Source organism: Mycobacterium shigaense, assembly GCF_002356315.1.
GTDB classification, from domain to species: domain Bacteria; phylum Actinomycetota; class Actinomycetes; order Mycobacteriales; family Mycobacteriaceae; genus Mycobacterium; species Mycobacterium shigaense.
Genome location: NZ_AP018164.1, coordinates 4,067,638 through 4,093,803 on the forward strand (window position 1 = coordinate 4,067,638; position 26,166 = coordinate 4,093,803).

At 67.9% G+C, this 26,166-nt stretch carries 22 protein-coding genes, 1 pseudogene and 1 riboswitch; of the genes and pseudogenes, 15 read left to right on the forward strand and 8 right to left on the reverse strand.

Annotated features, from left to right (window positions below):
- Positions 1 to 68: 68 nt before the first annotated feature.
- Together MSG_RS18915 and MSG_RS18920 are read right to left on the reverse strand one after the other, a co-directional pair.
- Positions 69 to 1,490, reverse strand: coding sequence for an acyl-CoA synthetase (locus MSG_RS18915; RefSeq protein ID WP_096441981.1), 1,422 nt, complete (start codon positions 1,488 to 1,490; stop codon positions 69 to 71).
- 39 nt (positions 1,491 to 1,529) lie between these two features.
- The gene (locus tag MSG_RS18920) at positions 1,530 to 2,438 is read right to left on the reverse strand and encodes an alpha/beta fold hydrolase (protein ID WP_096441983.1); all 909 of its coding nucleotides are present in this window, start codon (positions 2,436 to 2,438) and stop codon (positions 1,530 to 1,532) included.
- 99 nt (positions 2,439 to 2,537) lie between these two features.
- Here MSG_RS18920 and MSG_RS18925 point away from each other — a divergent pair.
- Positions 2,538 to 3,707 (forward strand): annotated as a pseudogene (locus tag MSG_RS18925) (cytochrome P450); the annotation flags it as partial.
- Positions 3,708 to 3,716: 9 nt separating this feature from the next.
- Here MSG_RS18925 and MSG_RS18930 read toward each other — a convergent pair.
- Both MSG_RS18930 and MSG_RS18935 read right to left on the reverse strand, forming a co-directional pair.
- Positions 3,717 to 5,921 (reverse strand): CaiB/BaiF CoA transferase family protein, encoded by a 2,205-nt coding sequence (locus MSG_RS18930; RefSeq protein WP_096441987.1) that lies wholly within the window; start codon positions 5,919 to 5,921, stop codon positions 3,717 to 3,719.
- The gene (locus tag MSG_RS18935) at positions 5,918 to 7,378 is read right to left on the reverse strand and encodes an aldehyde dehydrogenase family protein (RefSeq protein ID WP_096441989.1); all 1,461 of its coding nucleotides are present in this window, start codon (positions 7,376 to 7,378) and stop codon (positions 5,918 to 5,920) included. Before MSG_RS18935 ends, MSG_RS18930 begins: the two co-directional genes overlap by 4 nt.
- 194 nt (positions 7,379 to 7,572) lie before the next feature.
- Between MSG_RS18935 and MSG_RS18940 the strand changes: the two genes are divergently transcribed.
- The 9 genes from MSG_RS18940 to MSG_RS18980 are packed head-to-tail and all read left to right on the forward strand — an operon-like array spanning position 7,573 to position 15,359.
- On the forward strand, positions 7,573 to 8,760 hold the full coding sequence (locus MSG_RS18940; RefSeq protein WP_096441991.1) for a cytochrome P450: 1,188 nt from the start codon (positions 7,573 to 7,575) through the stop codon (positions 8,758 to 8,760).
- A gap of 4 nt (positions 8,761 to 8,764) precedes the next feature.
- Entirely contained in the window at positions 8,765 to 9,973 is a 1,209-nt protein-coding gene (locus MSG_RS18945) for an acyl-CoA dehydrogenase family protein (protein ID WP_096441993.1), read from the forward strand.
- Positions 9,974 to 9,991: 18 nt separating this feature from the next.
- Positions 9,992 to 10,537 carry an FAS1-like dehydratase domain-containing protein gene (locus MSG_RS18950; protein ID WP_096441995.1) on the forward strand — a complete coding sequence of 182 codons (546 nt, stop codon included), beginning with the start codon at positions 9,992 to 9,994 and terminating at the stop codon, positions 10,535 to 10,537.
- The gene (locus MSG_RS18955) at positions 10,537 to 10,935 is read left to right on the forward strand and encodes a Zn-ribbon domain-containing OB-fold protein (protein ID WP_096441997.1); all 399 of its coding nucleotides are present in this window, start codon (positions 10,537 to 10,539) and stop codon (positions 10,933 to 10,935) included. The genes MSG_RS18950 and MSG_RS18955 overlap by 1 nt, the downstream gene beginning before the upstream one ends.
- A gap of 3 nt (positions 10,936 to 10,938) precedes the next feature.
- On the forward strand, positions 10,939 to 12,048 hold the full coding sequence (locus tag MSG_RS18960; protein WP_096441999.1) for an acyl-CoA dehydrogenase family protein: 1,110 nt from the start codon (positions 10,939 to 10,941) through the stop codon (positions 12,046 to 12,048).
- A complete protein-coding gene (locus tag MSG_RS18965; protein ID WP_096442001.1) occupies positions 12,045 to 12,509 on the forward strand; it encodes a MaoC family dehydratase in 465 nt (154 codons plus the stop codon). The genes MSG_RS18960 and MSG_RS18965 overlap by 4 nt, the downstream gene beginning before the upstream one ends.
- Positions 12,506 to 13,687, forward strand: coding sequence for a lipid-transfer protein (locus tag MSG_RS18970; protein WP_096442003.1), 1,182 nt, complete (start codon positions 12,506 to 12,508; stop codon positions 13,685 to 13,687). The genes MSG_RS18965 and MSG_RS18970 overlap by 4 nt, the downstream gene beginning before the upstream one ends.
- Positions 13,688 to 13,692: 5 nt before the next feature.
- Positions 13,693 to 14,301, forward strand: coding sequence for a TetR/AcrR family transcriptional regulator (locus MSG_RS18975; RefSeq protein ID WP_096442005.1), 609 nt, complete (start codon positions 13,693 to 13,695; stop codon positions 14,299 to 14,301).
- Between the two features lie 5 nt (positions 14,302 to 14,306).
- Positions 14,307 to 15,359 (forward strand): esterase/lipase family protein, encoded by a 1,053-nt coding sequence (locus MSG_RS18980; protein WP_232011080.1) that lies wholly within the window; start codon positions 14,307 to 14,309, stop codon positions 15,357 to 15,359.
- A 241-nt stretch (positions 15,360 to 15,600) separates the two neighbouring features.
- Here the strand turns inward: MSG_RS18980 and MSG_RS18985 are convergent, their stop codons facing one another.
- Together MSG_RS18985 and pruA are read right to left on the reverse strand one after the other, a co-directional pair.
- Positions 15,601 to 16,572, reverse strand: a complete 972-nt coding sequence (locus tag MSG_RS18985) for a proline dehydrogenase family protein (protein ID WP_096442007.1) — start codon at positions 16,570 to 16,572, stop codon at positions 15,601 to 15,603.
- A complete protein-coding gene (pruA, locus tag MSG_RS18990; protein WP_096442009.1) occupies positions 16,572 to 18,203 on the reverse strand; it encodes an L-glutamate gamma-semialdehyde dehydrogenase in 1,632 nt (543 codons plus the stop codon). The genes MSG_RS18985 and pruA overlap by 1 nt, the downstream gene beginning before the upstream one ends.
- Positions 18,204 to 18,285: 82 nt before the next feature.
- On the opposite strand from pruA, the gene MSG_RS18995 reads away from it, so the two are divergent.
- Positions 18,286 to 19,890 (forward strand): PucR family transcriptional regulator, encoded by a 1,605-nt coding sequence (locus MSG_RS18995; RefSeq protein ID WP_096442011.1) that lies wholly within the window; start codon positions 18,286 to 18,288, stop codon positions 19,888 to 19,890.
- 13 nt (positions 19,891 to 19,903) lie between these two features.
- On the opposite strand, the gene MSG_RS19000 is transcribed toward MSG_RS18995, so the two are convergent.
- Both MSG_RS19000 and MSG_RS19005 read right to left on the reverse strand, forming a co-directional pair.
- Complete coding sequence (locus MSG_RS19000; RefSeq protein WP_232011081.1) at positions 19,904 to 20,719, reverse strand: FkbM family methyltransferase; 816 nt, start codon at positions 20,717 to 20,719, stop codon at positions 19,904 to 19,906.
- 126 nt (positions 20,720 to 20,845) lie between these two features.
- A complete protein-coding gene (locus MSG_RS19005) occupies positions 20,846 to 21,187 on the reverse strand; it encodes a DUF732 domain-containing protein (RefSeq protein ID WP_170063170.1) in 342 nt (113 codons plus the stop codon).
- Positions 21,188 to 21,584: 397 nt separating this feature from the next.
- Between MSG_RS19005 and MSG_RS19010 the strand changes: the two genes are divergently transcribed.
- The 4 genes from MSG_RS19010 to cysC all read left to right on the forward strand — a co-directional run bounded on the left by MSG_RS19010 (position 21,585) and on the right by cysC (position 25,784).
- Positions 21,585 to 21,812, forward strand: coding sequence for a hypothetical protein (locus tag MSG_RS19010; protein WP_142404501.1), 228 nt, complete (start codon positions 21,585 to 21,587; stop codon positions 21,810 to 21,812).
- A gap of 341 nt (positions 21,813 to 22,153) precedes the next feature.
- Positions 22,154 to 22,957: a trehalose 2-sulfotransferase gene (stf0, locus tag MSG_RS19015; RefSeq protein ID WP_096444665.1), complete on the forward strand. Its 804-nt coding sequence runs from the start codon at positions 22,154 to 22,156 to the stop codon at positions 22,955 to 22,957.
- Positions 22,954 to 23,868, forward strand: a complete 915-nt coding sequence (gene cysD, locus MSG_RS19020) for a sulfate adenylyltransferase subunit CysD (protein ID WP_096442019.1) — start codon at positions 22,954 to 22,956, stop codon at positions 23,866 to 23,868. The genes stf0 and cysD overlap by 4 nt, the downstream gene beginning before the upstream one ends.
- Entirely contained in the window at positions 23,868 to 25,784 is a 1,917-nt protein-coding gene (cysC, locus tag MSG_RS19025) for an adenylyl-sulfate kinase (RefSeq protein ID WP_096442021.1), read from the forward strand. The genes cysD and cysC overlap by 1 nt, the downstream gene beginning before the upstream one ends.
- Before the next feature lie 64 nt (positions 25,785 to 25,848).
- A riboswitch (M-box (ykoK) riboswitch) is annotated at positions 25,849 to 26,022 on the forward strand.
- The last annotated feature ends 144 nt before the right edge of the window (positions 26,023 to 26,166 follow it).

The window sequence follows — 26,166 nt, forward strand, 5'->3', positions numbered from 1 at the left end:
TTGTGATGCGTCGGTTACGCGATCGGTACCACGGCCTTAAACCTGCATACCAGAAACGGCGCGGCGTCTCATCCTTCGGACAGCAACTGCTTCTTGAGTACCTTGCCCATGGCGTTGCGCGGCAGCGCATCCACCATCCGCACCTCACGCGGTCGCTTGTGTACCGAAAGCTCTTGCGCCACATGATTAATCAGGACATCCGCGTCCAGGCCCGCCGCGCCGACGACGAAGGCGACGATGCGCTGGCCCAAGTCCTCGTCGGGCATACCCACCACGGCCACCTCCTGCACGCCCGGATGCCCGAGCAACGACGTCTCGATTTCGCCTGCCCCGACGCGATATCCACCCGATTTGATCAAGTCGACCGACTCGCGGCCCACGATGCGATACATACCCGAGCCGTCAACGACCGCGACATCGCCGGTGCGGTACCAGCCGCCGGCGTCGAAGGCCTCGGCGGTGGCGTCCGGCCGGTTGAGGTAGCCATCGAACATCGTGGGGCCCCGAACCTGAATCCTCCCAACGGTTTCCCCGTCTCGGGGCACCGAGTCGCCGGTGTCGTCGAGCAGTCTGCTCTGCACGCCGGCGACCGGCAGACCCACCCAGCCGGCACGGCGCTCGCCGTCGGCCCGCGTAGACAGCGTGATCAACGATTCCGAGGTGCCGTACCGCTCGATCGGTCGGTGGCCGGTGAGTTCGGCCAGCCGGTCGAAGACCGGCACCGGCAGCGGGGCGCTGCCGGACACCAGCAGCCGCGCGGGCCGCAGCGCCGCGGCGGCCGCCTGGTCGCCCGCCACGCGTGACCACACCGTGGGCACCCCGAAGAACAGCGACCCCCCGGCCGTGGCGCACGCTTGGGCGTATCCGTCCGGTGTAGGTCTTCCGGTGTGCACGAAGCGATTTCCGATCCGCAGCGACCCCAGCAGGCCCAGCACCAGGCCGTGCACGTGGAAGAGCGGCAGACCGTGGACCAGAACGTCGTCCGGCGTCCACTGCCAGGCCTGCGCCAGCGCGTCCAGGTCCGCTGCGATCGCCCGCCGGCTCAGCAGCACCCCTTTGGGCAGCCCGGTGGTGCCGGAGGTGTAGATGATCATCGCGGTGGCCTCGGGCGCCGGCTCGGCGTAGCGGTGCCAGGAACGAGCGTGCAGCCGAACCGGGATGTGCGGCAGCCCATCCGGGTCGTCCGGCTCCGGCCCCAGCCACGCTTGCGCGCGCGAATCGGTGAGCATGTGGCGGCGCTCGGCGGCGCCGACATCGGAGGGCACCGGGACGAACGGCACACCTGCGATCAGGCAGCCGGCGATCGCCAGCACCGTCGAGGCGGTCGGCTTGGCCAGCACCACAACCCGTTCGGCGCCGGCGACCCGCTCGGCCACCGATGTTGCGGCGCCGACCAGGTCGCTGCGGCTCAACACCGCGCCGTCGATGGTGACGGCGTCGGGGATGTCTCTGGCGGTCAGTGTCGAGGGATTCAGCGAAGCCAACAGCACGACCAGCAGGCTACCCGCCGCCCCGTCGCGCGCCGCTAATCAGGGTTGTTCGTCCCAGATCTTGGTCAGCGTGGAGAGAATTTCCTCGCCGCGGCCCAGCCCGCCGAGGTGACTCTCGCCGGGCAGCACGATCAGCTCGCAGTCGGGCAACAGGCTCACGACGTGCTGGCCGTGGGCGAACGGCACGATGTGGTCGCTGTCGCCGTGCCACCAGCGGACGGGGACCTGGACCTCGTTCAGCCGAAATCCCCAGTCCTGGGTGAACAGGATGACGTCGTTGAAGGGGGCGGCCAATTGCTTTCGGCTGCCGTTGAGCAGGTCATCGAGGAACATCGCCCCGAACTCGGGGCGGGTGAGCAGGCGCCGGTCGCCCTCGGGCGATACCGCGGCGTACAGATACAGCGCGGTGTTGGCCACCGGGCGGATCGAGCGGACCAGCAGGCTCGCGCCGATCCGCAGCGGGTCGCCGCCCAGCTTCAGCAGGGGCGCCACCCGTTTGCCCAGGTTCATCAGCCCGCTGGTGATCCCCTCGTCGCCGAGGAGCGGTGCGACGCCCCCCAGAATGCCGGCCGCCACCACCCGGTCGGGCATCGCCGCGGCCGCCGCCAGCGCGTACGGGCCGCCGCCGGACAGGCCGATGACGGCCATCTTGCCGATGCCGAGGATGTTGGCGATCGACTGCAGATCGTCGGCGAAGGCGACGATGTTCGGGTACCGATGCGGTGTCGACGAGCCGATCCCGGGGCGATCCAGGCCGATCAGTCGGATGGCGTGGTTCTTGGCGTAGACACGGGCCTCGGTGGGGATCTGCCGGCGGGCGCCGGGGGTGCCGTGCAGCCAGAAGAACGCCCGGCCCTGCGGATCGCCGAACTCGGCGAAGCCGATCTGGCGGTCCTCGCCGACCGCGACGTTTCCTTCGAGCTTCGGGCGCGCGATCTCGATGACCATCCCAGCAGCTTGGCATGTGACGCGCGGTTTACAAAGGGCTCACCTGGACGCCGGACGCCTTCGGTAAGGTGCTGCGGAACCGGGCCAGGAGGCTTTGCCATGCCAACGGCGTTTCCGCTGCACTCCCCCGACTTCTACGCAGGCAATCCCTATCCGGCCTACCGGGAGCTGCGCGCGACGGCGCCGGTGTGCTGGAACGACGTCTGCGGCTTCTGGGCGCTGGCGCGCTACGAAGACATCCGCGTCGTCGCGACCAACCCGGCCCTGTTCACCTCCACGCGGGGCATCACCATCCCCGTCCCGGGCATGCCCAACCCGGTGCAGCCGAGCAGCCTGATCTTCATGGATCCACCGCCGCACCGGCGGCTGCGCAAGCTGGTCAACTCCGGATTCACCCGCCGACAGCTGGCGCTGCGCGAACCGAAAGTCCGCGGCATCGTGTGCGGAATCCTCGACGGCATAGCACCGGACTCCACCCTCGATTTCGTCGACACGATCGCCGCGCCGTTGCCCGCTGACGTGATCGCCGAACTGCTCGGCGTTGCGCCCGACGACCGGGAGCAGTTCCGGGTCTGGACGGACGCGACGGTCGGGACCACCGGGACCGGTGGCGATCCGGACCCCATCGAGACCGTCGGCCGGCTCTACGGGTGCGTTCGTCACCTGGTCACCGCCGCGCGCACCCGTGCGCCCGACGACCTGCTGTCGATCCTGGGCGGCACGGAGGTCGACGGGGACCGACTCAGCGACGAAGAGCTGCTTGACTTTTCGTTCCTGCTGCTGGCTTCGGGCAACGAGACCACCCGCGCTCTGATCACGCTCGGGACGCTGGCCCTGATCGCCCACCCCGAGCAGCATCGGCTGCTGGTCGAAGATCGCACCCGGATCCCGCTGGCCGTCGAGGAGATGTTGCGCTGGACCAGCCCCGTGACACACATGGCCCGCACCGCCACGGCCGACGTCGAGATCCGCGGCCACCGGATCCGCGCCGGCGAGTCGGTGGTGATGCTCTACGGCTCAGCCAACCGCGACGAGGACATCTTCGGTCCCGACGCGGAGGACTTCAAAGTGACCCGCCACCCGAACCCGCACATCGCGTTCGGCTGCGGCGAACACTCCTGCGTCGGTGCGCAATTGGCCCGGGTAACGGCTCGCGCGTTGTTCGCGGAACTGCTGGCGCGGTTTCCCGGCCTTCAGCTCGCGGATGAGGTGGACAGGATGCCGGCGACGATGCTGCCGCTGGTCACCCGCATGCCGGTGCGGTTCGGGGGCGAACAGCTAAGCGCCCGGCACGCGCTCGCCGATGACGCGCGCGTCGCGCAGCGCGGCGATCTCGGGCCCGGAGAGTCCTAGACCGCCCAGGATTTCGTCGTTGTGCTGACCGAGCGTGGGCGCGGGCGCGCGGTGGTGCCGGGCCGGCCCGGGTGCGATGCGAAACGGCCAGCCCGGATAGCGGTGCGCTCCGGTGAACGGACGCTCGAACTCCTCGTAGAAGCCCCGCCCGTCGAGTTGGGGTATGTCGTACATCTGTTCGGCGGTGATCACCCGCTCGGCCGGAATATTTTGCCTCCTGAGGGTTTCCAAGATCACGGCGGGTGTCTGCGTGCGGGTCCAGCCGGCGACCATGTCGTCGAACACGTCGTGATCGACCGCACCGCCGTCGGGCACGGACAGCGCGACCCACACCTGGTCCTCGCTGGTCGGATACACGCCCTGCAGGTAGCCGCGTCGGCGATTCCCTTCGCGTTGCTGGACAACACCATTCATCGAATACGCGATCACCGGCTCGGCGGTCACGCACGCGGCGACCTCGATCTGCGCGACCTCAATCAACCGCCCCTGCCCGGTAAGGCGCCGGTGTTCCAGGGCGGCGAGCAGCGCGACGCCGGCATGCACGCCCACGACGGGATCGGCGGGCCCCTGCGGGTTGCAGGGCGGCCCGTCGGCGTACCCGGTGACGGCGGACATCCCAGCCGTCTGCTCGAAGTTCAACGCCCACCCGACGTAATCGCGCCAGGGGCCACGCAGACCGAAACCCGGCATCCGGACCAGAATCACGTCGGGCTTCAGCGCTACCAACGACTCGTAGTCCAAACCGAACTGCTCCACCACCCGCGGTGAGAAGTTTTCCACCACGACGTCGGCCTGAGCGGCCAGCCGCCGGGCGATCTCCAGGCCGCGTGGCGACGTCAGGTCCAGCGTCAGGTCCTTCTTGTTGAGGTTGGTGGCTTGCCACAACCCGCTGCGCTCGTACCAGTCGTCGCCCTCGAAGGGAAACGCGCCCGAGTAGCGAAAGCCGTCCGGCCGCTGGATGGATTCGACCTTGACGATGTCGGCGCCGAACGCCCCCAAGTAGCAAGTCAGGTAGGCGCCGGCCCAAAAGGTGCTCAGGTCAAACACTTTCAGGCCCGCAAAGGGTAGTGACGTCCCGCGGGGCGCCGGGACGGGGCGCGCCGAGGGGCCCGGCACGAACCGAAATGCCTTGCCCGGGTGCTGGAATCCCCCGCCATCGACGAAAAACTCGCGGTCGGCGTATTGCGGGCATGCCAAGACGGTGGCGCCGTCGTTGACCGGGGTAGCCGGAATGCGCAACGCCTGGCACAGGTCGACGATCTCCGCGACGGTTTTCTCAGCGAGCAAAGATTCTGCACGAGAATAGAATTCGGCGCGCTGCGGGCCGCCCATCATGATCGCGATCTGCTGCTCGGCGAACTCGGGCAGGCCGAGCATCGCGCAGACATCGAGCCAATGCTGGCCCGTCAGGCAGTTGATGCCCACCCAGCCGTCGGCGGCCCGGACCACCCCCAGCATCGGGGCGCCCCGCGCGTTAGTGGGCAAGCCGAGGCTTTGCATCTTCTGCGCCATCAGCATCGGATACGGCAGGGTGCACAGCAACGACTCGAACTCGGAAACGTCGACCTCACGCGGGTGTCCCGCGGGCTGCAGTCGCAGCGCGGTCAGCGCACCCAACGCGCCGTAGGCGCCCGCGACATATTCGGCGATGCGGGCGCCCACCTGCACCGGCGGTCGGTCCGGATCGCGGGCGCTGACCCAGCCCGATGCCGCCTGCACGGTCAGCGACGTGGCCGGCCGGTCGCGCCACGGCCCGAACTGCCCGAAGGCAGAGATGCGGAGCAGCAACAGGTTTGGGTTGATCTCGGCGAGGGTGTCGGCGTCGAATCCCCAGCCTTCCAGCGTCCCCGGTGCAAAATTCTCGATCAGCAGGTGCGCGTGCGCGAGCACCTCGCGGGTGTCGCGGAATGGGGCACGAAGCTTGCCCGCGTTGAGATACTCGAACAGGCCCGAGCGCTGCGGGTCTACCTTCCCCCCGGGAAAGGGGCCCCACCGCCGCAGCGAGTCTCCCCCCGGCGGCTCGATCTTGGTGACCTCGGCACCGAGGTCCACGAGCAGCTTCGCCGCGTAGGGACCTGATATCTCGGTTGCGATTTCGACAACGGACAGCCCGGTGAGGGGTCCCGTCACGCGGGAACCCCGATGGCCATCGGCTCCATGTATTGGTAGAGCCCCCCGATGCCACCGCCCTCGCGACCCAGCCCGCTAAGTTTGAACCCGCCGAACGGCGCACCGCCCGGCCCGACGCCGTTGACGGCGATCTGGCCGGTGCGGATGCGGCGCGCGACACCGACGGCGCGATCGACATCGCCGCCCCACACCGCGCCGGAGAGCCCGTATTGCGAGTTGTTCGCGATCGCGACCGCGTCATCGTCGTCGCGGTAGCGCAGCACCGTCAACACCGGGCCGAACACTTCCTCCTGCGCGATGGTCGAATTCGGTTGCACGCCGGACAGAATCGTCGGTTCGACGTAGTACCCGGTGTCCAGCCCGGGCGGGCGGCGGCCGCCGGTCACCAGCGTCGCCCCGTCCTGCAGCGCGCCGGCGATGTGCGCCTCGACGCGGTCGCGTTGTGCGGCGCTGATCAACGGGCCCATCTGCACGTCGGGGTCCGCCGGATCGCCCACCGTGACCTCGCGCGCCAAAGCCGCGAGCCGGTCGACGACGTCGTCGTGCAGCGAGTCGGGCAGCAGCAGCCGACTGTGCAGGATGCAGGCCTGCCCCGCGTGCAGCGAGCACGACTCGAACAGCATCTGCCGCAGCATCTCGTCGGTGACCTCGGCGTCGTCGAGGACGATGCTCGCCGACTTGCCGCCCAGCTCGAGCAGGATCCGCTTCATCGTGTCGGCGGCAGCGGACATGACCTCGCGGCCGACGACCGAGCTGCCGGTGAAGCTCACCATGTCGATCCGGGGATCGGTGGTGAGCAGCTTGGCCGCCTCGACGCCGGAGGGTGTGACGACATTGACGACGCCGGGCGGAATGTCGGTGTGCTCGTCGATGATCCGCGCGAGCGCCAACCCGGCCAGCGGGGTCAGCGGAGAAGGCTTGAGCACCAAGGTGTTTCCCGCCGCCAGGGCATGATTGAGCTTCATCACGTTGAGGCAGTGCGGGAAGTTCCACGGCGTCAGCACCGACACGACCCCCAGCGGCGCGTGGCGCAGCAGCGTGGTCCCGGCGCTCAGCCCGGTGACTTCCTGGTCGGTGAGCTGGGTGGCAAGCTGGGCGGCGTGCATGGACATGAACCCGGCGCCGTCGATCTGCATGCTGCGCTCGTTGCCGGTGCAGCCCCATTCCAGCTGGGCCAGCGCGAAGAAGTCGTCGGCGTGCTTGCTCAGGGCCTCGCCCAGTTGGTTGAGACAGGCGGCGCGGTGCTCGGCGCTCATCGTGCCCCACGGCCCGCTGTCGAAGGCGCGGCGTGCGGCCTCGATCGCCTCGCCGACCTGGGCGACGCTCGCGTCGGGCGCGCTGGCGATGACGGCCTCGGTGGACGGCGAGATGTCGTCGTAGCGGCCGCCGGCCGGCTCGACCCATTTCCCGTCGACGTAGAGCTGATAGGTCTGGACAAGAGCGGGCGAATCAGCCATGTGCTTCCTCCGGTCATCTGATCACTTGGTGTACACGCCCGTGCGGCGGCCGTCAATCATCAATCGCGCGAATTACGCGCTGCACCAATATTTTGGTGCAGCGTTGACAGCGCGCCGCGGTGCGGAGTAGACACATCACGCAAGACAGATTGCAACAATCTGTCGGATCGGGCGTCCTGCGAGAGGGTCTTGCCGTGCAAACTCACCTACCGCCCGACTTCCCGCTGCACTCCCCCGATTTCTATGCCGGCGACCCGTATCCGACCTACCGGGAGCTACGCGCGACGGCGCCGGTGTGCTGGAACGACGTCACCGACTTCTGGGCGCTGTTGAAATACGAAGACATCCGCTTCGTGTCGACCAACCCGGCCCTGTTCACGTCGACCAAGGGCATCACCATCCCCGATCCGGCGGTGCCGAGCCCGGTACAGGAGGGCAACCTCATCTTCAGCGACCCGCCCCGGCACCGGCAGCTGCGCAAGTTGGTCAACTCGGGCTTCACCCGCCGGCGGGTGGCGGTGCTCGAACCGAAGATCCGCGAGATCGTGCGCGGGATTCTCGACGGTATCGAACCGGGTTCTGTACACGAGTTCGCCGAGGAGATCGCCGCGCCGTTGCCCACCCGCATGATCGCCGAACTGATCGGCGCCCCGCCCGACGACTGGGAGCAATTCCGCGCGTGGTCGGACGCGGCCACCGGCACCGCCGATCCCGAGATCGAGCTCGACTCACTCGTGGCGATGGGCCAGCTCTTCGAGTACTTCCAGGAGCTGATCGCGGCGCGCCGGCTACAGCCCCGCGACGACCTGCTGTCGGTTCTGGCCGATGCCGAGATCGACGAACACCGCCTCACCGACGAAGACCTGCTCAACTTCGCGTTCCTGCTGCTGGTCGCGGGCAACGAGACCACCCGGAACCTGATCGCGCTCGGCACGCTGGCGCTGACCGCGCACCCCGACCAACGCCGGCTGCTGGTCGAAGATCGCACCCGGATCCCGCTGGCCGTCGAGGAGATGTTGCGCTGGACCAGCCCCGTGACACACATGGCCCGCACCGCCACGGCCGACGTCGAGATCCGCGGCCACCGGATCCGCGCCGGCGAGTCGGTGGTGATGCTCTACGGCTCAGCCAACCGCGACGAGGACATCTTCGGTCCCGACGCGGAGGACTTCAAAGTGACCCGCCACCCGAACCCGCACATCGCGTTCGGCTGCGGCGAACACTCCTGTGTGGGAGCGCAATTGGCGCGCCTCGAGGCGACCGTGCTGTTCGACGAGTTGCTGGGGCGCTTCCCCACGCTGGAGCTGGCCGGCGACGTGGACCGGATGCGGGCCACGATGGTGCCCGGGGTGAAGCGCATGCCGATGCGGCTGGGAACCTGAGGCAATGGACCTCGAGTACACCCCGGAGCAGGAGAAGCTGCGCGCGCAGATGCGCGCGACGCTCGAAGCGGTGATGACGCCCGAACGCATCGCCGCGGTCAGCGAGCATATGGAGGGCGGACCCGCGGTGCGCGAATGCGTCCGCGCCCTGGCCGCGGCCAACCTGCTGGGCGTGGGCTGGCCCAAAGAATACGGCGGGCAGGGATTTTCGGCGATCGAGCAGTTCATCTTCTCGGAGGAGGCGCGCCGCGTCAGCGCGCCGATCCCGTTGGTGACGCTCAACACCGTCGGGCCGACGTTGATGCACTTCGGCAGCGACGAGCAGAAGCAGAAGTTCTTGCCGTCGATCCTGGACGGCAGCGTGGAGTTCGCGATCGGCTACTCCGAGCCGGGTGCGGGCAGCGACCTGGCCTCGGTGCGGACGACAGCCGTCCGCCGAGCCTCGAAACAAGGTGACGAGTATGTGATCAACGGGCAGAAGATGTTCACCAGCGGCGCGGCCTACGCCGACTACATCTGGCTGGCCGTGCGCACCGACCCGGATGCCAAGAAGCACAAGGGCATCTCGATCCTCATCGTCCCGACCTCGTCGCCGGGCTTCACCTGGCAGCCGCTGCACACGATGCCGGGGATCTCGACGTTCTACACGTTCTACGACGACGTCCGAGTGCCGGTGAGCGCGCTGGTGGGCGCCGAGAATCAGGGCTGGCAGCTGATCACCACGCAGTTGAACTTCGAACGCGCGGCCCTGAGCAATCTCGGCGCGCTCGAGCCGCTGTTCGAGAAGACCCTGGACTGGGCCCGGGCGACCGAACTCGACGGCGGCCGGGTGGTCGACCAACCCTGGGTGCAATCGGCGCTGGCGCGGGTCGAAGCCCAGGTCGCCGCGTACAAACTCGTCAACGCACGGGTGAACGCGGCGATGACGAAGGGCGGAGCGAGCACGGGCCTGGATATGGGACAAGCGTCAGCGGCCAAGGTCTTCGGCACCGAGCTCACCGGACAGGTCGCCCGCGAGCTGCTCGAGGTGCTGGACGGCAACGGGGTGCGCCGGGGCTCCGACGCGCCGCTGCGCGGGGCGCTCGAGTCCGCCTACCGCCAGGCCGTCATCAACACCTTCGGCGGCGGGGCCAACGAAATCCAGCGTGACATCATCGCCATGGCCGGGTTGGGCATGCCACGGGCACCCCGCGACCTTCGCGCCAGCAATTAGTCAGGAGGACGAATCGACGTGACCGACTCAGAAACCATCAGCGCCAAGGTGCGCGCCCTCGTCGGCCAGCCGACCGGCGGCACCGGAAAACCCTCGGTGGCACCGGACCCGGTGAACCAGCCGATGATCCGGCACTGGGCCTACGCGATGGCCGACATGAACCCCGTCTACCTCGACCCGCAGTTCGCCGCCACGTCGCGGTTCGGCGGCATCGTGTCGCCGCCGGTGATGCTGCAGACCTGGACCATGCCGTCGCCGAAACTGGAGGGGATCGGCGAACGGGGCGGGGCGCCCGTCGAGATCCACAGCAATCCAACGGCATTCCTCGACGAGGCCGGCTACACCAGCACGGTGGCGACGAACTCGGAGTTCGAGATCGAGCGCTACCCGCGGCTCGGCGACGAGATCAGCGCGACCACCGTCTACGAATCGGTCTCCGACGAGAAGAAGACCGCGCTGGGCACCGGCTTCTTCCTCACCTGGCTGACCACCTACGCCGACCAGAACGGCGACGTGCTGGGGCGCCAGCGGTTCCGGGTGCTGCGCTTCAAGCCGGCCAGCTGATGGCCACCCGACTGGCGCCGGCGATCACGCCGGACACCGAATTCTTCTGGAATGGGTTGCGGGACAACAAACTGCTGATCCAGCGCTGCGGTGGCTGCGGCCAGTTGCGGCACCCACCTCGCCCGATGTGCCCGCACTGCCGTTCGCTGCAGTGGGAGCCGGTCGAGTCGTCGGGCCGCGGCACGGTGTACAGCTACGTGATACCGCACGAGCCCAAGTTTCCGTTTTTCGAGTATCCCTACGTGGTCGTCCTGGTGGAACTCGAGGAGGGCGTGCGGCTGGTTTCCAACCTGACCGGCATCGACCCGGCCGAGGTGACGGTCGGGATGCCGGTCGAGGTCTACTACCAGACCTTCGACGACGACCTGGTGCTGCACCAGTTCCGGCCGAGCGCGTAGCTCATGGACTTCAGCTTCACCGACGAGCAACAGACGATCGCCAAAATCGCCCGCGAGCTGTTCGAGCGCCGTGCCACCCCGGACCGGTTGACCGAACTGGAGGCCGGCGATGTCCGCTTCGACGCAGCCCTCTGGAAAGAGCTTGCGGCCATCGATCTTCTGGGCACCGCGCTGCCGGAATCGGTCGGCGGTACCGGTGGCGGCTTCGTCGAACTCGGCGTGCTGCTGGCCGAGGTCGGCTGGAGCGTGGCGCCGGTACCGGCCTACGCGACGCTGGTACTTGGTGCGGACCCGATCGCGCGGCACGGCACGCGCGAGCAGCAGCAACGGTTCCTGCCGGGCGTGGTCGCCGGAACCCGCATCCTGACCGCGGGGCTGGCCGAGCCCGGCCGCTCGGACCCGACGCGGCCCGTGACCACCGCGCGCCGTGACGGCGCGGGCTGGCGTCTCGACGGTGTCAAAGAGCTGGTGCCGGCCGCCCAACTCGCCGACACCGTGCTGATCCCGGCCGTTTGCGACGGCGACGTCGGGCTGTTCCTGCTCGCCACCGATGCCGGCGGCGTCGAGATTCGCCCGGTGCGAACCACCAACGGCGAGCCGCACGCCGACGTATTGCTCGACGGCGCAACGGTTTCCGATGAGGACAGGATCGCCGGAGCCCGGCTGGCCGAGTCGCTGTACACCCGCGCGCTGGTCGCGCTGTGCGCGATCCAGCTCGGTGTCGTGGAGCGGGCCCTGCGCATCGCGGCCGAATACACCACCGGCCGCGAGCAATTCGGCCGTCCGATCGGCAGCTTCCAGGCGGTGCAGCAGCGTATGGCCGACGCGTTCATCGACGTCGAGGCGATCCGGTGGACCACCTGGCAGGCGGCGTGGCTGACCGCCCACGGCCGTCCGGCCGACCGGGCCGCCCGCATCGCGAAATTCTGGGCGGCCGAGGCCGGCGCCCGCGTCGCCGCCACCACCCAACACGTGCACGGCGGCATCGGCATCGACACCACCTATCCCCTGCACCGCTACTTCTTGTGGGCCAAGCACAACGAGCTCAGCCTCGGTCCCGCGTCGGCGCAGCTGGCCCGACTCGGCGCCGCCTATTCGGAAGGACACGCATGACGACCACCGCTAGCCGCACCGATCCTTTGAAAACCCTTCAATGGCAAGATATTTCGGTAAGTGACGAGGTCACGCCGCTCGAGATCCCGATCACCACGACGATGATCGTTGCCGGCGCGATCGCCACCCGTGACTTCATGCCGGTGCATCACGACCGCGACTACGCCAAGCAGCAGGGCTCTCCCAACCTGTTCATGAACATCCTGACGACCAACGGCTACTGCGTGCGCTTCCTCACCGACTGGGCCGGACCCGAGGCCATGGTCAAGAAGCTGTCGATTCGCCTTGGCGTACCATGCTTTCCCGACGACCCGCTGCGGTTCACCGGCAGCGTCACCGGCAAGAGCGAAGGGTCGGGCGGCGAGAACTTCGTCGAGGTGACGTTCAAGGGTTCCAACAGCCTGGGCGACCACGTCTCCGGCACCGCGGTACTCAGCCTGCTCGACGGGGCGCGTTCATGAGCAGGACGGCGCCGGGCAGCCTTCCCGGTAGCTGTGCCATCGTCGGGATCGGCCAGACGGAGTTCTCCAAGGAATCCGGGCGCAGCGAGCTGCAATTGGCGTGTGAGGCGGTCAGCGCGGCGCTCGACGACGCGGGCCTGGCGCCCAGCGACGTCGACGGGATGGTGACGTTCACCATGGATTCCAGCGACGAAATCGACATCGCGCGCAACGTGGGCATCGGCGACTTGAGCTTCTTTTCCCGGGTTCATCACGGCGGCGGGGCGGCGTCGGGCACCGTGGTGCACGCGGCGATGGCGGTCGCCACCGGTGTGGCCGACGTGGTGGTGTGCTGGCGTGCTTTCAACGAACGGTCCGGCATGCGGTTCGGCGGCAGCGGACGCTCAGACCTGGGGACGCCGCTGTTCATGGCGCACTACGCGCCGTTCGGGTTACTCACGCCGGCGGCCTGGGTCGCGATGCACGCCCAGCGCTACATGTCCACGTACGGCGTCACCAACGCCGACTTCGGGCGGGTCGCGGTGGTCGACCGCAAGCATGCGGCAACCAACCCCGACGCCTGGTTCTACCAGCGTCCAATCACGCTGGAAGACCACCAGAATTCGCGGTGGATCGTCGAACCCGTGCTGCGCCTGCTGGATTGCTGTCAGGAGAGCGACGGCGGCGTCGCACTCGTGGTCACCAGCGCCGAACGGGCCCGCGACCTGCGGCAGCCGCCCGCCATCATCACCGCCGCGGCCCAGGGCGCCGCCTACAACGGCGAGATGATGACCAGCTATTACCGCGACGAGATCACCGGGCTGCCGGAGATGGGCGTGGTGGCCCGGCAACTGTGGCGCGACTCCGGCCTCAAGCCGCAGGACATCCAAACCGCGTTCATCTATGACCATTTCACGCCGTTCGTGTTCGCCCAGCTCGAGGAGCTCGGATTCTGCGGGCGCGGCGAAGCCAAGGATTTCGTCACCGTCGAGCGGCTGTCGCTGGGCGGCGAGTTCCCGATCAACACCAACGGCGGATTGCTCGGCGAGGCCTACATCCACGGCATGAACGGCATCACCGAGGGCGTGCGGCAGGTGCGGGGCACCTCCTACAACCAGGTCGACAACATCGAGCACGTGCTGGTCACCTCCGGCACCGGCGTGCCCACCAGCGGGCTCATCCTGGCACCGGCGGGCTGAGATCGGTGACTCAGACTTCTGCAAACACCCAGGCGACCGATACCCGAGACGTCATCGTCGAGTCCGCCTTCGCGTGCTTCGGTAAGCAAGGGTTGCAGAAGGCCACGATCGTCGACATCGCCAAGCAGGCGGGCATGTCACGTAGCACGATCTACGAGTATTTTTCCGACAAGGCGTCCATCGTCGAGGCGTGCGCCGAACACGCGTCGCAGCAGTTCTACCGCGAGATGACCAAGGCGATGGACCGGGGCAGCAACCTCGAGGACAAGCTTTGCGAGGCGGCGGTTTTCGTCACCCAGGCGCGACGGGCTATCGCGTCGGAGAAATACTTCGACGAGGACGCGATCAGCCTGCTGCTGACCAAGGACGCGGCCGTGCTGCTGCGCGAGTGCGTCGAGTTCTTCGCCCCCTACCTGTCGGCCGCCCGGCTCACCGGCGAGGTTCGCAAAGACCTCCACATCGAGGCGGCCGGGGAATGGTTCGCGCGAATCCTGTTCTCGCTCTTCAGCACTCCGTCGTCGACGCTGGACATGGACGATCCCGCCGTGGCGGCCGAGTTCGTCCGCGCCCACCTGGTACGCGGATTCGCCAGCGAGCGCTCCCGGCGGCGATGACTGAGATGAGCGCATCGTCGGTCGCGCGGATCATCCGCACGATCATGGGAGTCCTGCTTGCGATTTCGCCACTAGTGTCGGGCTGCAACAGCCCCCGGGATTCTCACGCCGTGGTGGTCGTCTCGGGTGGCGACGCGACGAGCCCGTTCACCACGCCGGACCAGGCCTGCGCGACGGGCCTTGCGGCGGGCAATACCGATACCGCGATCCGAGAGTATCTGCTCAAGCAGCATTACCGGGCTTTCACCTCACCGGCGATGGCCGGCCGCGGGCAAGTGGTGGATCAGAGCGGCTTCGGCGCTTTCGGGCGGTGCCCGATCAGCTTGCCGGAGAACATGACCGTCAACTCCACCGGCAGCATCGACACGGCCGGTGAACATCTGGCCCGGTTCCTGAACTACCTGCACAGCGACAAGGGCATCAACGTCGTCGACCTGGTTGGCCATTCGATGGGCGGGTTGTACTCGCGCGCGGCGATCCGCGTGCTGGCCACTACGAACTCCCCGGTGCACGTGCGCTCGCTGACCACCATCGGGACGCCATGGCAAGGCTCCTATCTTTCGGATTACGCAAATGACTTCGCCTCATTGACCGACTGTGCCGGCGATCAGTTCTGCGAGAACGCGATGAAGGGCTTCAAGGATGAAGTGCTGCGCCTGATGTCGGGCTCCGGGCGCGAGGTCAACCAGCCCTACCTGATGGGCAAAGACGGATGGAATCAATTCCAGTCCGGGGTGTTGGACAATGTCCCGGTGGTGCTGATCGGCGGCAAGAGGTTCGCCAAGCCGGGCCCGGTGAACGCGACGGTGTGGCCGAACGACGGCATCGTCGCGCTGCGCAGCGCGCTGGCGGTCGATGTCGGGGACCCGGTCCTGCCACACCGGCGCTGCTATACCTTCGACGACACGCACAGCATCTACGTGTCCAACGCCGCGGGCCTGGACTGGAATACCGCGCTCACCTGGGATCCGCACGTCTTCGAGGTGCTGCACACCGCCCTGCAGAATGCGCCGACATTGTTGCACGGCCCCAACCGCGACGGGTGCCCCGGCCCCTAGGCGGTCGGTCGCGCAGCCCGCTCTTCGCTCGCACGGGTCACGAAGCGGCCGCTCGCGATCGCCCGGTAACCTGAAGAATCCGATCGGCCGATGCGGAGGACTGTCTCACCATGAAAATACTGGCAAGAGGTCACGATCGACACCCGCCCCGCCGCACAGCATGATGAGCAAGCCCAACGACTCGACGAAGATCTCAAATGGCAATAGGGCCAGGGCGGTTCCACCCTGCCCGGGGTGTGCGTCAGCGACGGCTTTCGGCCAGGGCCCGCAGGAAGAACGTCAGGTTCGCGGGACGTTCGGCGAGCCGGCGCATGAAATAGCCGTACCACTGCGTGCCGAATGGGACGTACACCCGGACCCGGTTGCTGGCTTCGGCGAGCCGCAGCTGCTCGTCGGCACGGATGCCGTACAGCATCTGGTATTCGAAATCGTCCGCGCCGCGGCCTGATTCGCGCGCGAGCTCGGGTACCGCGGCGATGATCGCCGGGTCGTGCGAGGCCACCATCGGATACCCCGAGCCCGCCATCAGCACCCGCAGGCAGGCCAGGTAGGAGGCACTGACCTCGGCATTGCCACGGTAGGCCACCGATGCCGGCTCGTCGTAGGCGCCCTTGCACAGCCGGATCCGGGCCCCGGACGCGGCGAATTCTTCGCAGTCGCCCAGGGTGCGGCGCAGATACGCCTGCAACACCGTGCCCAGCCAGCCGAATTCGGCCCGCAGGTCGCGCACGATGCTCAGCGTCGAATCGGTCGTGGTGTGGTTCTCCGCGTCCACCGTTACCCAGACGCCGGCGCGCTCGGCGGCATCGCAGATCGTCCACGCGTTCTCGCGCGCGATCTTCTCCCCGTCGCGCTCCAGCGACTGCCCCAGCGCCGACAACTTCACCGAGACCTCCAGCGGCGGGCCGGCCGCGAGATCCCCGGCGCCGTCGCCCATCCTTTCGATCAGCTGCAGGTAGGTCCGCACCGCCGCGTCGGCGTCGTCGCTGCCGGTGACGTCCTCGCCCAGATAGTCGATGCTGACATAGCGGCCCGATTCTCGCAGGGCGGCAACGCTATTAAGCGCCGAATCGATCGTCTCCCCGGGCACAAAGCGGTGCACCACGCGACGGGTTACCGACATGCCCTCGGCGGCACGGCGCAATCCGTTACGCCGGCTGGCGGCCATGATGGCCGGCCGCAGGGTGTTGGCGAACACCCCGGACCCGGACATCAGTCGGACTCCATGTGCGGGTACTTGTGGTCGGTGGCCGGGACGAAGGTCTCCTTGATGGTGCGAGCCGACGTCCAGCGCAACAGATTGAGCACCGATCCGGCCTTGTCGTTGGTGCCCGAGGCCCGCGAGCCACCGAACGGCTGCCGGCCGACCACCGCCCCGGTCGGCTTGTCGTTGACGTAGAAGTTGCCGGCGGCGAACCGCAGCCGGTCCTGCGCGGTCGACACGGCGGCACGGTCGTCGGCGATCACCGCTCCGGTCAGCGCGTAGCTCGAGCCGGAGTCGATCACGTCCAGGATGCGCTCGTAGTCATCGTCGGGGTAGACGTGCACCGACAGCAGCGGGCCGAAGTACTCGGTGGAGAACGCCTCGTCGGTCGGGTCGTCGGATAGCAGCACGGTGGGGCGCACGAAATACCCGACGCTGTCGTCGTATTCGCCGCCCACCGCGATCGTCACGCCGGCCGCGCTCTTGGCCCGCTCGATGGCGTTGACGCTCTTGGCGAAGGCCCGCGCGTCGATCAGCGCCCCGCCGTAGTTGGTCAGGTCGGTGATATCGCCGTAGCGCAGTTCGGCCACCGCGCCCAGGAAGTCGTCGCCCATCCGCTGCCACACCGAATGTGGGATGAAGGCGCGCGACGCGGCCGAGCATTTCTGGCCCTGGTAGTCGAACGCCCCGCGAATCAGGGCCGTGGACAACACATCCGGGCGTGCCGAGGCGTGGGCAAGGACGAAGTCCTTGCCGCCGGTCTCCCCGACCAGCCGCGGATAGCTATGGTAGCGGCCGATATTGGTGCCCACCTGCTGCCAGAGATGGCCGAAGGTGGCCGTCGACCCGGTAAAGTGAATGCCCGCCAGCCGCGGATCGCCCAGCACCACATCGGAAACCGCGATGCCGTCGCCGGTGACCAGGTTGATCACCCCCGGCGGCAGGCCTGCCGCCTCGAGCAGTTGCATCGTCAGGTACGCCGACAACGTCTGGGTGATCGACGGCTTCCACACCACGGTGTTGCCCAGCAGCGCCGGTGCGGTCGGCAGGTTGCCCGCGATCGAGGTGAAGTTGAACGGGGTGATCGCGTAGACGAAACCGTCGAGCGGCCGATAGTCGCTGCGATTCCATTCCCCCGGGCCGCTGATCGGCTGTTGGGTCAGGATCTGCCGGGCGAATGCCACGTTGAAACGCCAGAAGTCGATCTGCTCGCAGGGCGAGTCGATTTCGGCCTGGTACGGCGACTTGGATTGGCCGAGCATCGTCGCGGCGGCGATCTTCTCGCGCCACGGTCCGGCCAGCAGATCGGCGGCGCGCAGGAACACCGCCGCGCGCTCGTCGAACGGCAGCGCCGCCCACGCCGGTTTGGCGGCCAGCGCCGCGTCGACGGCCGCCGTCGCCTCGGCGTGGCCGGCGTTGGTCAGGGTTCCCAGCCGCGCCGCGTGCCGATGCGGCTGGACGACGTCGATGCGCTCGCCCTCACCCATGCGGTGCTTGCCGTCGATAACGTGCGGCAGATCGATGGGGTGGTCGGCGAGCGCGGCCAGTTCGGCGCGCAGCCGGCTGCGTTCCGAGGAGTGCGGGGCGTAGTCGTGGACCGGCTCGTTGACCGGCGTCGGCACCTGGGTGATCGCGTCCATGCTGTCAGGATCCTCGCGGTCCGGCCCGCATCTGTTGGCGGATCAAACAGGATATTGCGGTATCGATAGTAGAATCGGACAAATGCGGAAGACCGGTGTGGGATTGGGTCAGCTGCTGCTCGCGCTGGACGCGACGCTGGTCAGCCTGGTCCCGGACGGTCGCGCCCCGCGGGGCCTGGACCTGCCGGTGGGTTCGGCGGCGCTGATCGACTCCGACGACGTGCGCCTGGGCCTGGCGGCCGCCGCCGGCTCCGCCGACGTCTTCTTTCTGCTGGGCGTCGCCGACGGCGAGGCGCTGCAGTGGATCACCAACCAGGCACGGGAGCGCGTGCCGGTGGCGATCTTCGCCAAGGAGCCGTCGACCGCGCTGGTGGCCAAGGCGCTCGAGGTCGGGTCGGCGGTGGTGGCCGTCGAGCCGCGGGCCCGCTGGGAGCGGCTGTATCAACTGGTCAACCACGTTCTCGAACATCATCGGCATGGCGACCCGGTGGACGACTCGGGCACCGATCTGTTCGGCCTGGCGCAGTCGCTGGCCGACCGGATCCACGGCATGGTCAGCATCGAGAACGCCCACTCTCAGGTGCTGGCCTACTCGGCGTCCAACGACGAGGCCGACGAGTTGCGCCGCCTGTCCATCCTGGGCCGGGCCGGGCCGCCCGAGCACCTCGAGTGGATCGGCCAATGGGGCATCTTCGATGCGCTGCGGGCCAGCGACGAGGTGGTGCGGATCGACGAACGCCCGGCGTTGGGGCTGCGGCCGCGGCTGGCGATCGGCATCTATCAGCCGCCGACCGCCCCGCGCCGGCCGCCGGTGTTCGCCGGCACCATCTGGGTCCAGCAGGGGTCGCAGCCCTTGGCCGACGACGCCGACGACATCATGCGCGGTGCGGCGGTGCTGGCCGCGCGGATCATGTTCCGGCTGGCGGCCCGGCCGTCGACGCATGCGCTGCGGGTGCAGCAACTGCTGGGCCTGACGGACGGCGATCCGGCGGACGTGGCCGGCATCGCGCGGGAACTGGGCCTGGCCGCCGACGGCGAGGCGACGTTGATCGGCTGGGACTCAGCGGACTCCGGACCCCGACCTGCCCGGTTGACCGATGTGTTGGCGTTGAGCGCCAGCGCTTTTCGCCGAGATGCACAAGTCGCCTCGCGCGGCTCGCGAATGTATGTGTTGCTGCCGCAGACCGCGGCGGCCCGGTCGGTCGCCTCGTGGGCCCGGGGCACCATCGGCGCGTTGCGCGCCGAACTCGGCGTCGAGCTGCGGGCGGCTATTGCCACACCGGTCGCCGGCCTGGCCGGCATCGCGGCGGCCCGCGGCGAGGTCGACCGGGTGCTGGACAGCGCTGAGCGACATCCGATTTCGTTGGGGCAGGTGACCTCGCTGGCGGAGGCGCGCACCACGGTGTTGCTGGACGAGATCGTCACCCTGGTCGGCACCCACGAGCGACTGGTCGACCCGCGCATCCGCGGGCTGCGCGCCGAGGACCCGGTGCTCGCCGAAACCCTGCGCGTGTACTTGGACTGCTTCGGCGACGTCGCCGCCGCGGCGTACGTCCTGCAGGTGCATCCCAACACCGTCCGCTATCGCGTGCGCCGGATCGAGAAGCTGCTGTCGACCTCGTTGGCCGATGCCGAGGTGCGCCTGGTGTTTTCGCTGGGGCTCCGCGCGCTGGACCGCTCGGCGTAAGTCGTCGCGAATATTACTGGGCCGCAATGATTGTCAGGTAACGCTCCTGGCTCGTGGCTGCCAGCGCCTGCCGCTGCACGAGCAGCATAAGGCAGCGCAACGCCAGGTCGAACGATCGGTAGCAGTGATGGGCGATCAGCGCCAGGTGCTTGAGCTGTTCGTCGGTCATCGACTCCGGGCGGACGAAATCGCGGACGTAGACGATGTCGGCCTCCAACAGCTGGTTCATCACTTGGTGGGGATGCAGGTACGGGAAGATGGGCCATCCGCGGACCGCGGCGAAACAGTGCGGAAGGAACCCCTGGCTGCGCAACTCCCGGTCGACTTCGCCCAGGCCGGGCTGATCGTTGTACAGCGGAACGAAGGAAATCTCGGTCTGGATCGCGACCGCCTCGGCGAGCTTCGCCCTGCCGCCCCCGAACACCGCCAGCTCGCCTCCCTGGATGTCGATCTTCAAAAAGTCGAGGTGTTCGATCTCCGCGATGTCGTCCAGCCGGGTCGTCTGTATGCCGATGCGGTCGGTCACTGCGGCATACGTCTTGAAGTACTCGAACGCATCCAGTGCCGCGGGGTCCGGTTCGAGCAGGCTCGTGCATCCGCGTGCGTCGCAGACGTTGAGCGTGTGCGCACCACCGTCACCCACCGCATACGGCAGATAACTCTCCGAGGGACCCTGCTTGCGCTGCAGTTCGAGCAGGGCATCGGGTTGCGGCTCGAACCCGGTCACCCGACACAGTCCCGCGGCAAGCATCGGCGCGTAGGGCGGCGTCTCGTCGCTCAGGCTGGCACCGACATCGATGACGTCGGTGAGGCGCTGCGGCGACAACAAGTTTCGAAAGGCTTGGCTGCTATCTGTACTATTCGGGTCCCCCATGTGCGCCAAGCGTACCTCCGCACCTGCGGTCCGCACGCCGCGCGCGGCGCTGACCTACGAAAAACGTTGCTGAGGGGCCACTTAACGCGACGGGCTCGGCCGCGGCGGACCGTCACCGGGCGCGTACTGCGGGCAGAAGTAGGTGGCCGCGTCGGCGATGAACTTCGCGGAATGCCTCGGGCCCAGGCCGGCATATTGAGCGAGGTAGGGATAGGCCGACTGCTGGTAGGTGAGCAGGTCACACACCTCCTTGGCATCCTCGATGATCGCGTCGTCCGATGCGCCGTCGCCGATCCCGTCGGCCCGTACTTGCCCGAGGAAGTCATCCGTGCCGGTCGCGTGCGCAACCGGCGTCGCGCTCCCCGATAAAATCGCGATGGCCGCAAGTGCTGCTATAATGCACCGCCGATGCACAGCGCCCATAATATTCATCCTGCGTTTCCTTTCCGTTCATACAAGGATGCACCCGGCACGCTAGACGGCGCAACAGTCTTGGCCTGCGCGTTCCCTAGGTATTTCCTGGGAGCTGCTGCGCCATGGTCCGCCGCGCGGCTTGATCGAGGGCTATCCGGCGCGGTCCACATTCAGCCAATCGACCCCCCGGTCGGCGATTCATCAGGCGGATTTCGATACCCGTCATTTAAATCGAAAACTCGTTCGATGACACTGCCGACGACGCGGCGGCGGCCGCGGCCAAGACACCGCAGGCTCATCGAGCAGAGAAATATCTGGCAGCACGGGTTAACGTGGTGCGACCACCGCGGCACCGGCTGCAATCAGATGCGGCAGGTTGCCGCGTTCATCGGGGAGAGGAATTTCCATGACGGCGAGAGTCTTGATGGCCAACCTCGGCGCTGCGGCGACCCTGGCCGCTGCCGTCATGTGGTTGGCCCCATCGGCCTCGGCCGGCACCGACTTCTGCAATACGCTGCCCAACCCGCAGCAGGCCCGGGAGTGCAACTGCGGCTTCGACTTCGCGCCCGGCACTCAGGAGCTGCGGGATTGCATGGCGGGAAATGCGGTTCCGCCGCGGCCTGGCCAACCCTAGTCACACCGCGGCGAGCCTCGAAACGCTTGAGGCGCAATAACTTCCATCCCGGCTCCGGTCCCGATCGCGAGCAGCCTCTCTTGATCAGCGCTGAATTGCCAAGTGCTGCAACGGGTAACCCGGACATTGCCGTTCTGCAGAGCGGCGTGACCCGGAGACTGCGCCCGCTGCGAAGATACGCCCGGGTGAACACCCGGCAAACGGCATCGCAACGGCTCAGCCGAGCCCGCGGGAAGGCCTTTCGTGACCGCGCACCGTCGGGCTGACGGTGCACCGATTATGCTCAGCGTGAATGCAATCCTGCGTGTTGCAGTGCATTTGCGTCCGGCTAGGCTTTGCTGGTGACCGATAGCCCGTCGTCGTATCTGGTGCTCGCCTCGCAGCGCAGTGGCAGCACGCTGCTCGTCGAATCGCTGCGGGCCACCGGCGTGGCCGGCGAGCCTCAAGAGTTCTTTCAGTACCTGCCGACCACCAGCCAGGCCCCGCAACCGCGCGAGTGGTTCGCGGGCGTCGACGACGAGTCGATCCTGAGCCTGCTCGATCCGCTGGACGAGGGAAAGCCCGACCTGGCGCCGGCCGAGATCTGGCGCGACTACATCCGCACGGTCGGCCGGACACCCAACGGGGTGTGGGGCGGCAAGCTGATGTGGAACCAGACGCCGCTGCTGCTGGAACGCGCAAAGGGCCTGCCCGATCGGTCGGGCAAGGGCCTGCTGTCCGCGATCCGGGACGTCGTCGGCGAGGATCCGCTGCTGGTTTACGTATACCGGCCCGACGTCGTGTCGCAGGCGGTGTCCTTTTGGCGGGCGGTGCAGACCCGGGTCTGGCGGGGGCGCCCCGACCCGGTCCGCGACGCGCGGGCCACCTATCACGCCGGGGCGATCGCCCACGTCATCACGATGCTGCGCGCCCAGGAAGAGGGCTGGCGGAATTGGTTCGTCGAGGAAGACGTCAAACCCATGGAGATTCCATATCCGGTGTTGTGGCGCAACCTCACCGATGTGGTTGGCTCCATCCTGGAGTCGCTGGGGCTGGATCCCAACCTTGCGCCAGAGCCGGTGCTGGAGCGCCAGGCCGACAAGCGTTCCGACGAATGGGTCGACCGATATCGTGCGGACGCCGAACGAGAGGGGTTACCGCTATGAGCGTCACCGAGGAACTCCGCGTCGACGAACTGAGGCTGCTAGAAGCCGAAGCGGTGCACATCATCCGCGAGGTCGTCGCCGAGCTGGAGCGGCCGGTCCTGCTGTTCTCGGCGGGCAAGGACTCGATCGTGCTACTTCGGCTCGCGGAGAAGGCCTTTCGGCCGATACCCCTGCCGTTTCCGGTCATGCACGTCGACACCGGCCATAATTTTCCCGAGGTCATCGAATTCCGGGACCGCCGGGTGACCGGCGAGGGACACAAGCTGATCATCGCCTCGGTGCAGGAGTCCATCGACAACGGCCGGGTCCCCGACCCCGGTCCGGGCGCGTCGCGCAACCGTGCCCAGACCCGCACGCTGCTCGACGCCTTGGAGGCCGGCGGCTTCGACGCGGCGTTCGGCGGCGCACGCCGCGACGAGGAGCGCGCCCGCGCCAAGGAGCGGATCCTGAGCTTCCGCGACGAGTTCGGCCAGTGGGACCCCCGCGCGCAGCGCCCCGAACCGTGGTCGCTGTACAACGGCCGCATCAAGAAGGGCGAGCAGGTGCGGGTGTTTCCCCTGAGTAACTGGACCGAGCTCGACGTCTGGCGCTACATCGAGCTCGAAGACCTTGAAATACCGTCGATTTACTACGCTCACGAGCGCGAGGTGTTCGAGCGCGACGGCATCCTGCTCGCCGTCTCCGAATACGCCAGCCCGCAAGACGGCGAGACCGCGGCGACGGAGTGGGTGCGCTACCGCACGGTGGGCGACCTGACCATCACCGGGGCGGTGCGGTCGCAGGCCACCGACATCGCCCGGGTGATCACCGAGATCTCGGCGGCCACGGTATCCGAGCGCGGCGAAACCCGCGCCGACGACCGCACCTCGGCAGCCGCGATGGAAGACCGCAAGCGAGAGGGTTACTTCTGATGACAAGCACCGAGAAGGCCGCCGAGAAAGTGTTGCCCCCCAAGGGCGTAACGCGTCAGCTGTTGCGCATCGCCACCGCCGGTTCGGTGGACGACGGCAAGAGCACCCTGATCGGGCGGCTGTTGCACGACACCGACAGCCTGCCGCTGGACCACCTCGAGGCCGTGACCGACCAGGACGGCATCGCCGACCTCGCGGCGCTCTCCGACGGGTTGCGCGCCGAACGCGAGCAGGGCATCACGATCGACGTCGCCTACCGCTTCTTTTCCACCACCACCCGCAGCTACATCCTGGCCGACACCCCGGGCCACGAGCGCTACACCCGCAACATGTTCACCGGCGCCTCCAACGCCCACGTGGCCATCCTGCTCGTCGACGCGCGGGCCGGGGTGCTGCGCCAGACCCGGCGGCACGCCCGGATCGCGAAACTGTTGGGCATCAAGCACTTTGTCGCCACCGTGAATAAAATCGACCTCATCGACTTCGATCAGGGCGGCTTCGCCAAGGTGGAAGAGGAGTTACGCCAGCTCGCGGCGCGCCTGGGCGAGGTGGACATCACGGTGATCCCCATCGCGGCCAAGCACGGCGACAACGTCGTGCACCGCTCCGATCGCACGCCCTGGTACAGCGGCCCCACCCTGCTGGAATACCTGGAGAGCGTCGAACTCGCGGCGCCGAACGCCGAGCCGTCGCGGCTGCGCCTGCCCATCCAGTGGGTGTCGCGGCCCACTGCCGACGTGCGCCGGCGCTACACCGGGCGACTGGCCGCCGGAACGCTGTCGGTGGGCGACCCGGTGGTCTCGTTGCCCGCCGACACCCGCTCGACCGTCACCGCGCTGGACACCCTCGACGACAAGCGCACGACAGGCGTTGCGCCGCTTTCTGTTTCGATCGAACTGGCCGATGACATCGACGTGGGCCGCGGCGACGTACTGGTCAGCGGTGCGGAAGACGCGGACGCGCCGGTGCTGGCCCGTGAGCTGGATGCGACGGTGTGCTGGTTCGTCGACTCCCCGCTGCGGGCCGGCGACCGGGTGGCGCTCAAGCAGACATCGAAGACGGTGCGCGCCACCGTGCAGGAGCTGCACTCACGACTGGATCCCGAGACCCTCGACGAGCTGGACCAGCCGGTCGAGTTGACGCTCAACGACATCGGCACCGTCACGCTGCGCACCAGCTCCGTCGTAATCGCCGACCCTTACAGCGACAACCGGGACAGCGGTGCGTTCATCCTGATCGACGAGACCACCAACGACACCGTCGGCGCCGGGACCATCATCGAAGCCCGGGAGATCAAGCCCGGCACCCATTCCCGCACCGACATCCGCTGGCATCCCTCGGCGCTGGACCGAAACCACCGGTGGCGCGCCACCACCCAGGCCGGCGCGACCATCTGGTTCACCGGCCTGCCCGCCTCTGGCAAGTCGACGGTCGCGGTGGCCGTCGAGCGCGCGCTCGTCGAATCGGGGCGGGTGGCCTACCTGCTGGACGGCGACAACCTGCGCCACGGCCTGTCCGACGATCTGGGCTTCTCCCCCGGCGATCGCACCGAAAACATCCGGCGCGTCGGCCATTTGACGCGGCTGCTGGCCGACGCCGGCGTGGTCGCCCTGGCCTCGCTGGTGTCGCCGCTGAAGTCCGACCGTGAGACCGCCCGCACGCTGAACGATGCCGCCAAACTGCCGTTCATCGAGGTCCATGTCGCGACCTCGCTGGCCGAGTGCGAGCGGCGCGACCCCAAGGGTCTGTACGCGCGGGCGCGCAGGGGCGAGCTCAAGGGCCTCACCGGCGTGGATGCGCCGTACGAGCCGCCGGAGGCCGCCGACCTGGTCATCGACACCACCGACGCCGACATCGACGAGCTGGTCGCGCGGGTCATCGATCTGCTCAACGAGCGCAGCCCGCGACCAACGTAACCAACAGGTTTCGAATCCGGTGTGCGGTTGACGAATCCGCGGCATCGGTGCCAGCATTGCCGCGTATGCACCTCGCTAGGTGAGGCGTCTGCATGGATACAGGCCACTGACCTTGAACGTCGAAAGACGCCACGGGTCAGGACAGCTCTTCCCGGCACAAGGGTTGAGCCCAAGTGGCTTCCGAGCAAAAGCCCGGATACGCCGTGCAGTGCCAAAGCTCTGACGAGAGGGGTGCCACGCCCAATTGGCTTGTCGGGCAGTATCACTCCTTTGTGCAACACTAGCGCCGCGCGCCATGGCCATGAGGAGGTGAAAGCGACGTCCAGTCCAGGTGCTAGTCGCCCTCCCAGATCGGCCGTAGCAACGCTTCGGCACCTCGCCG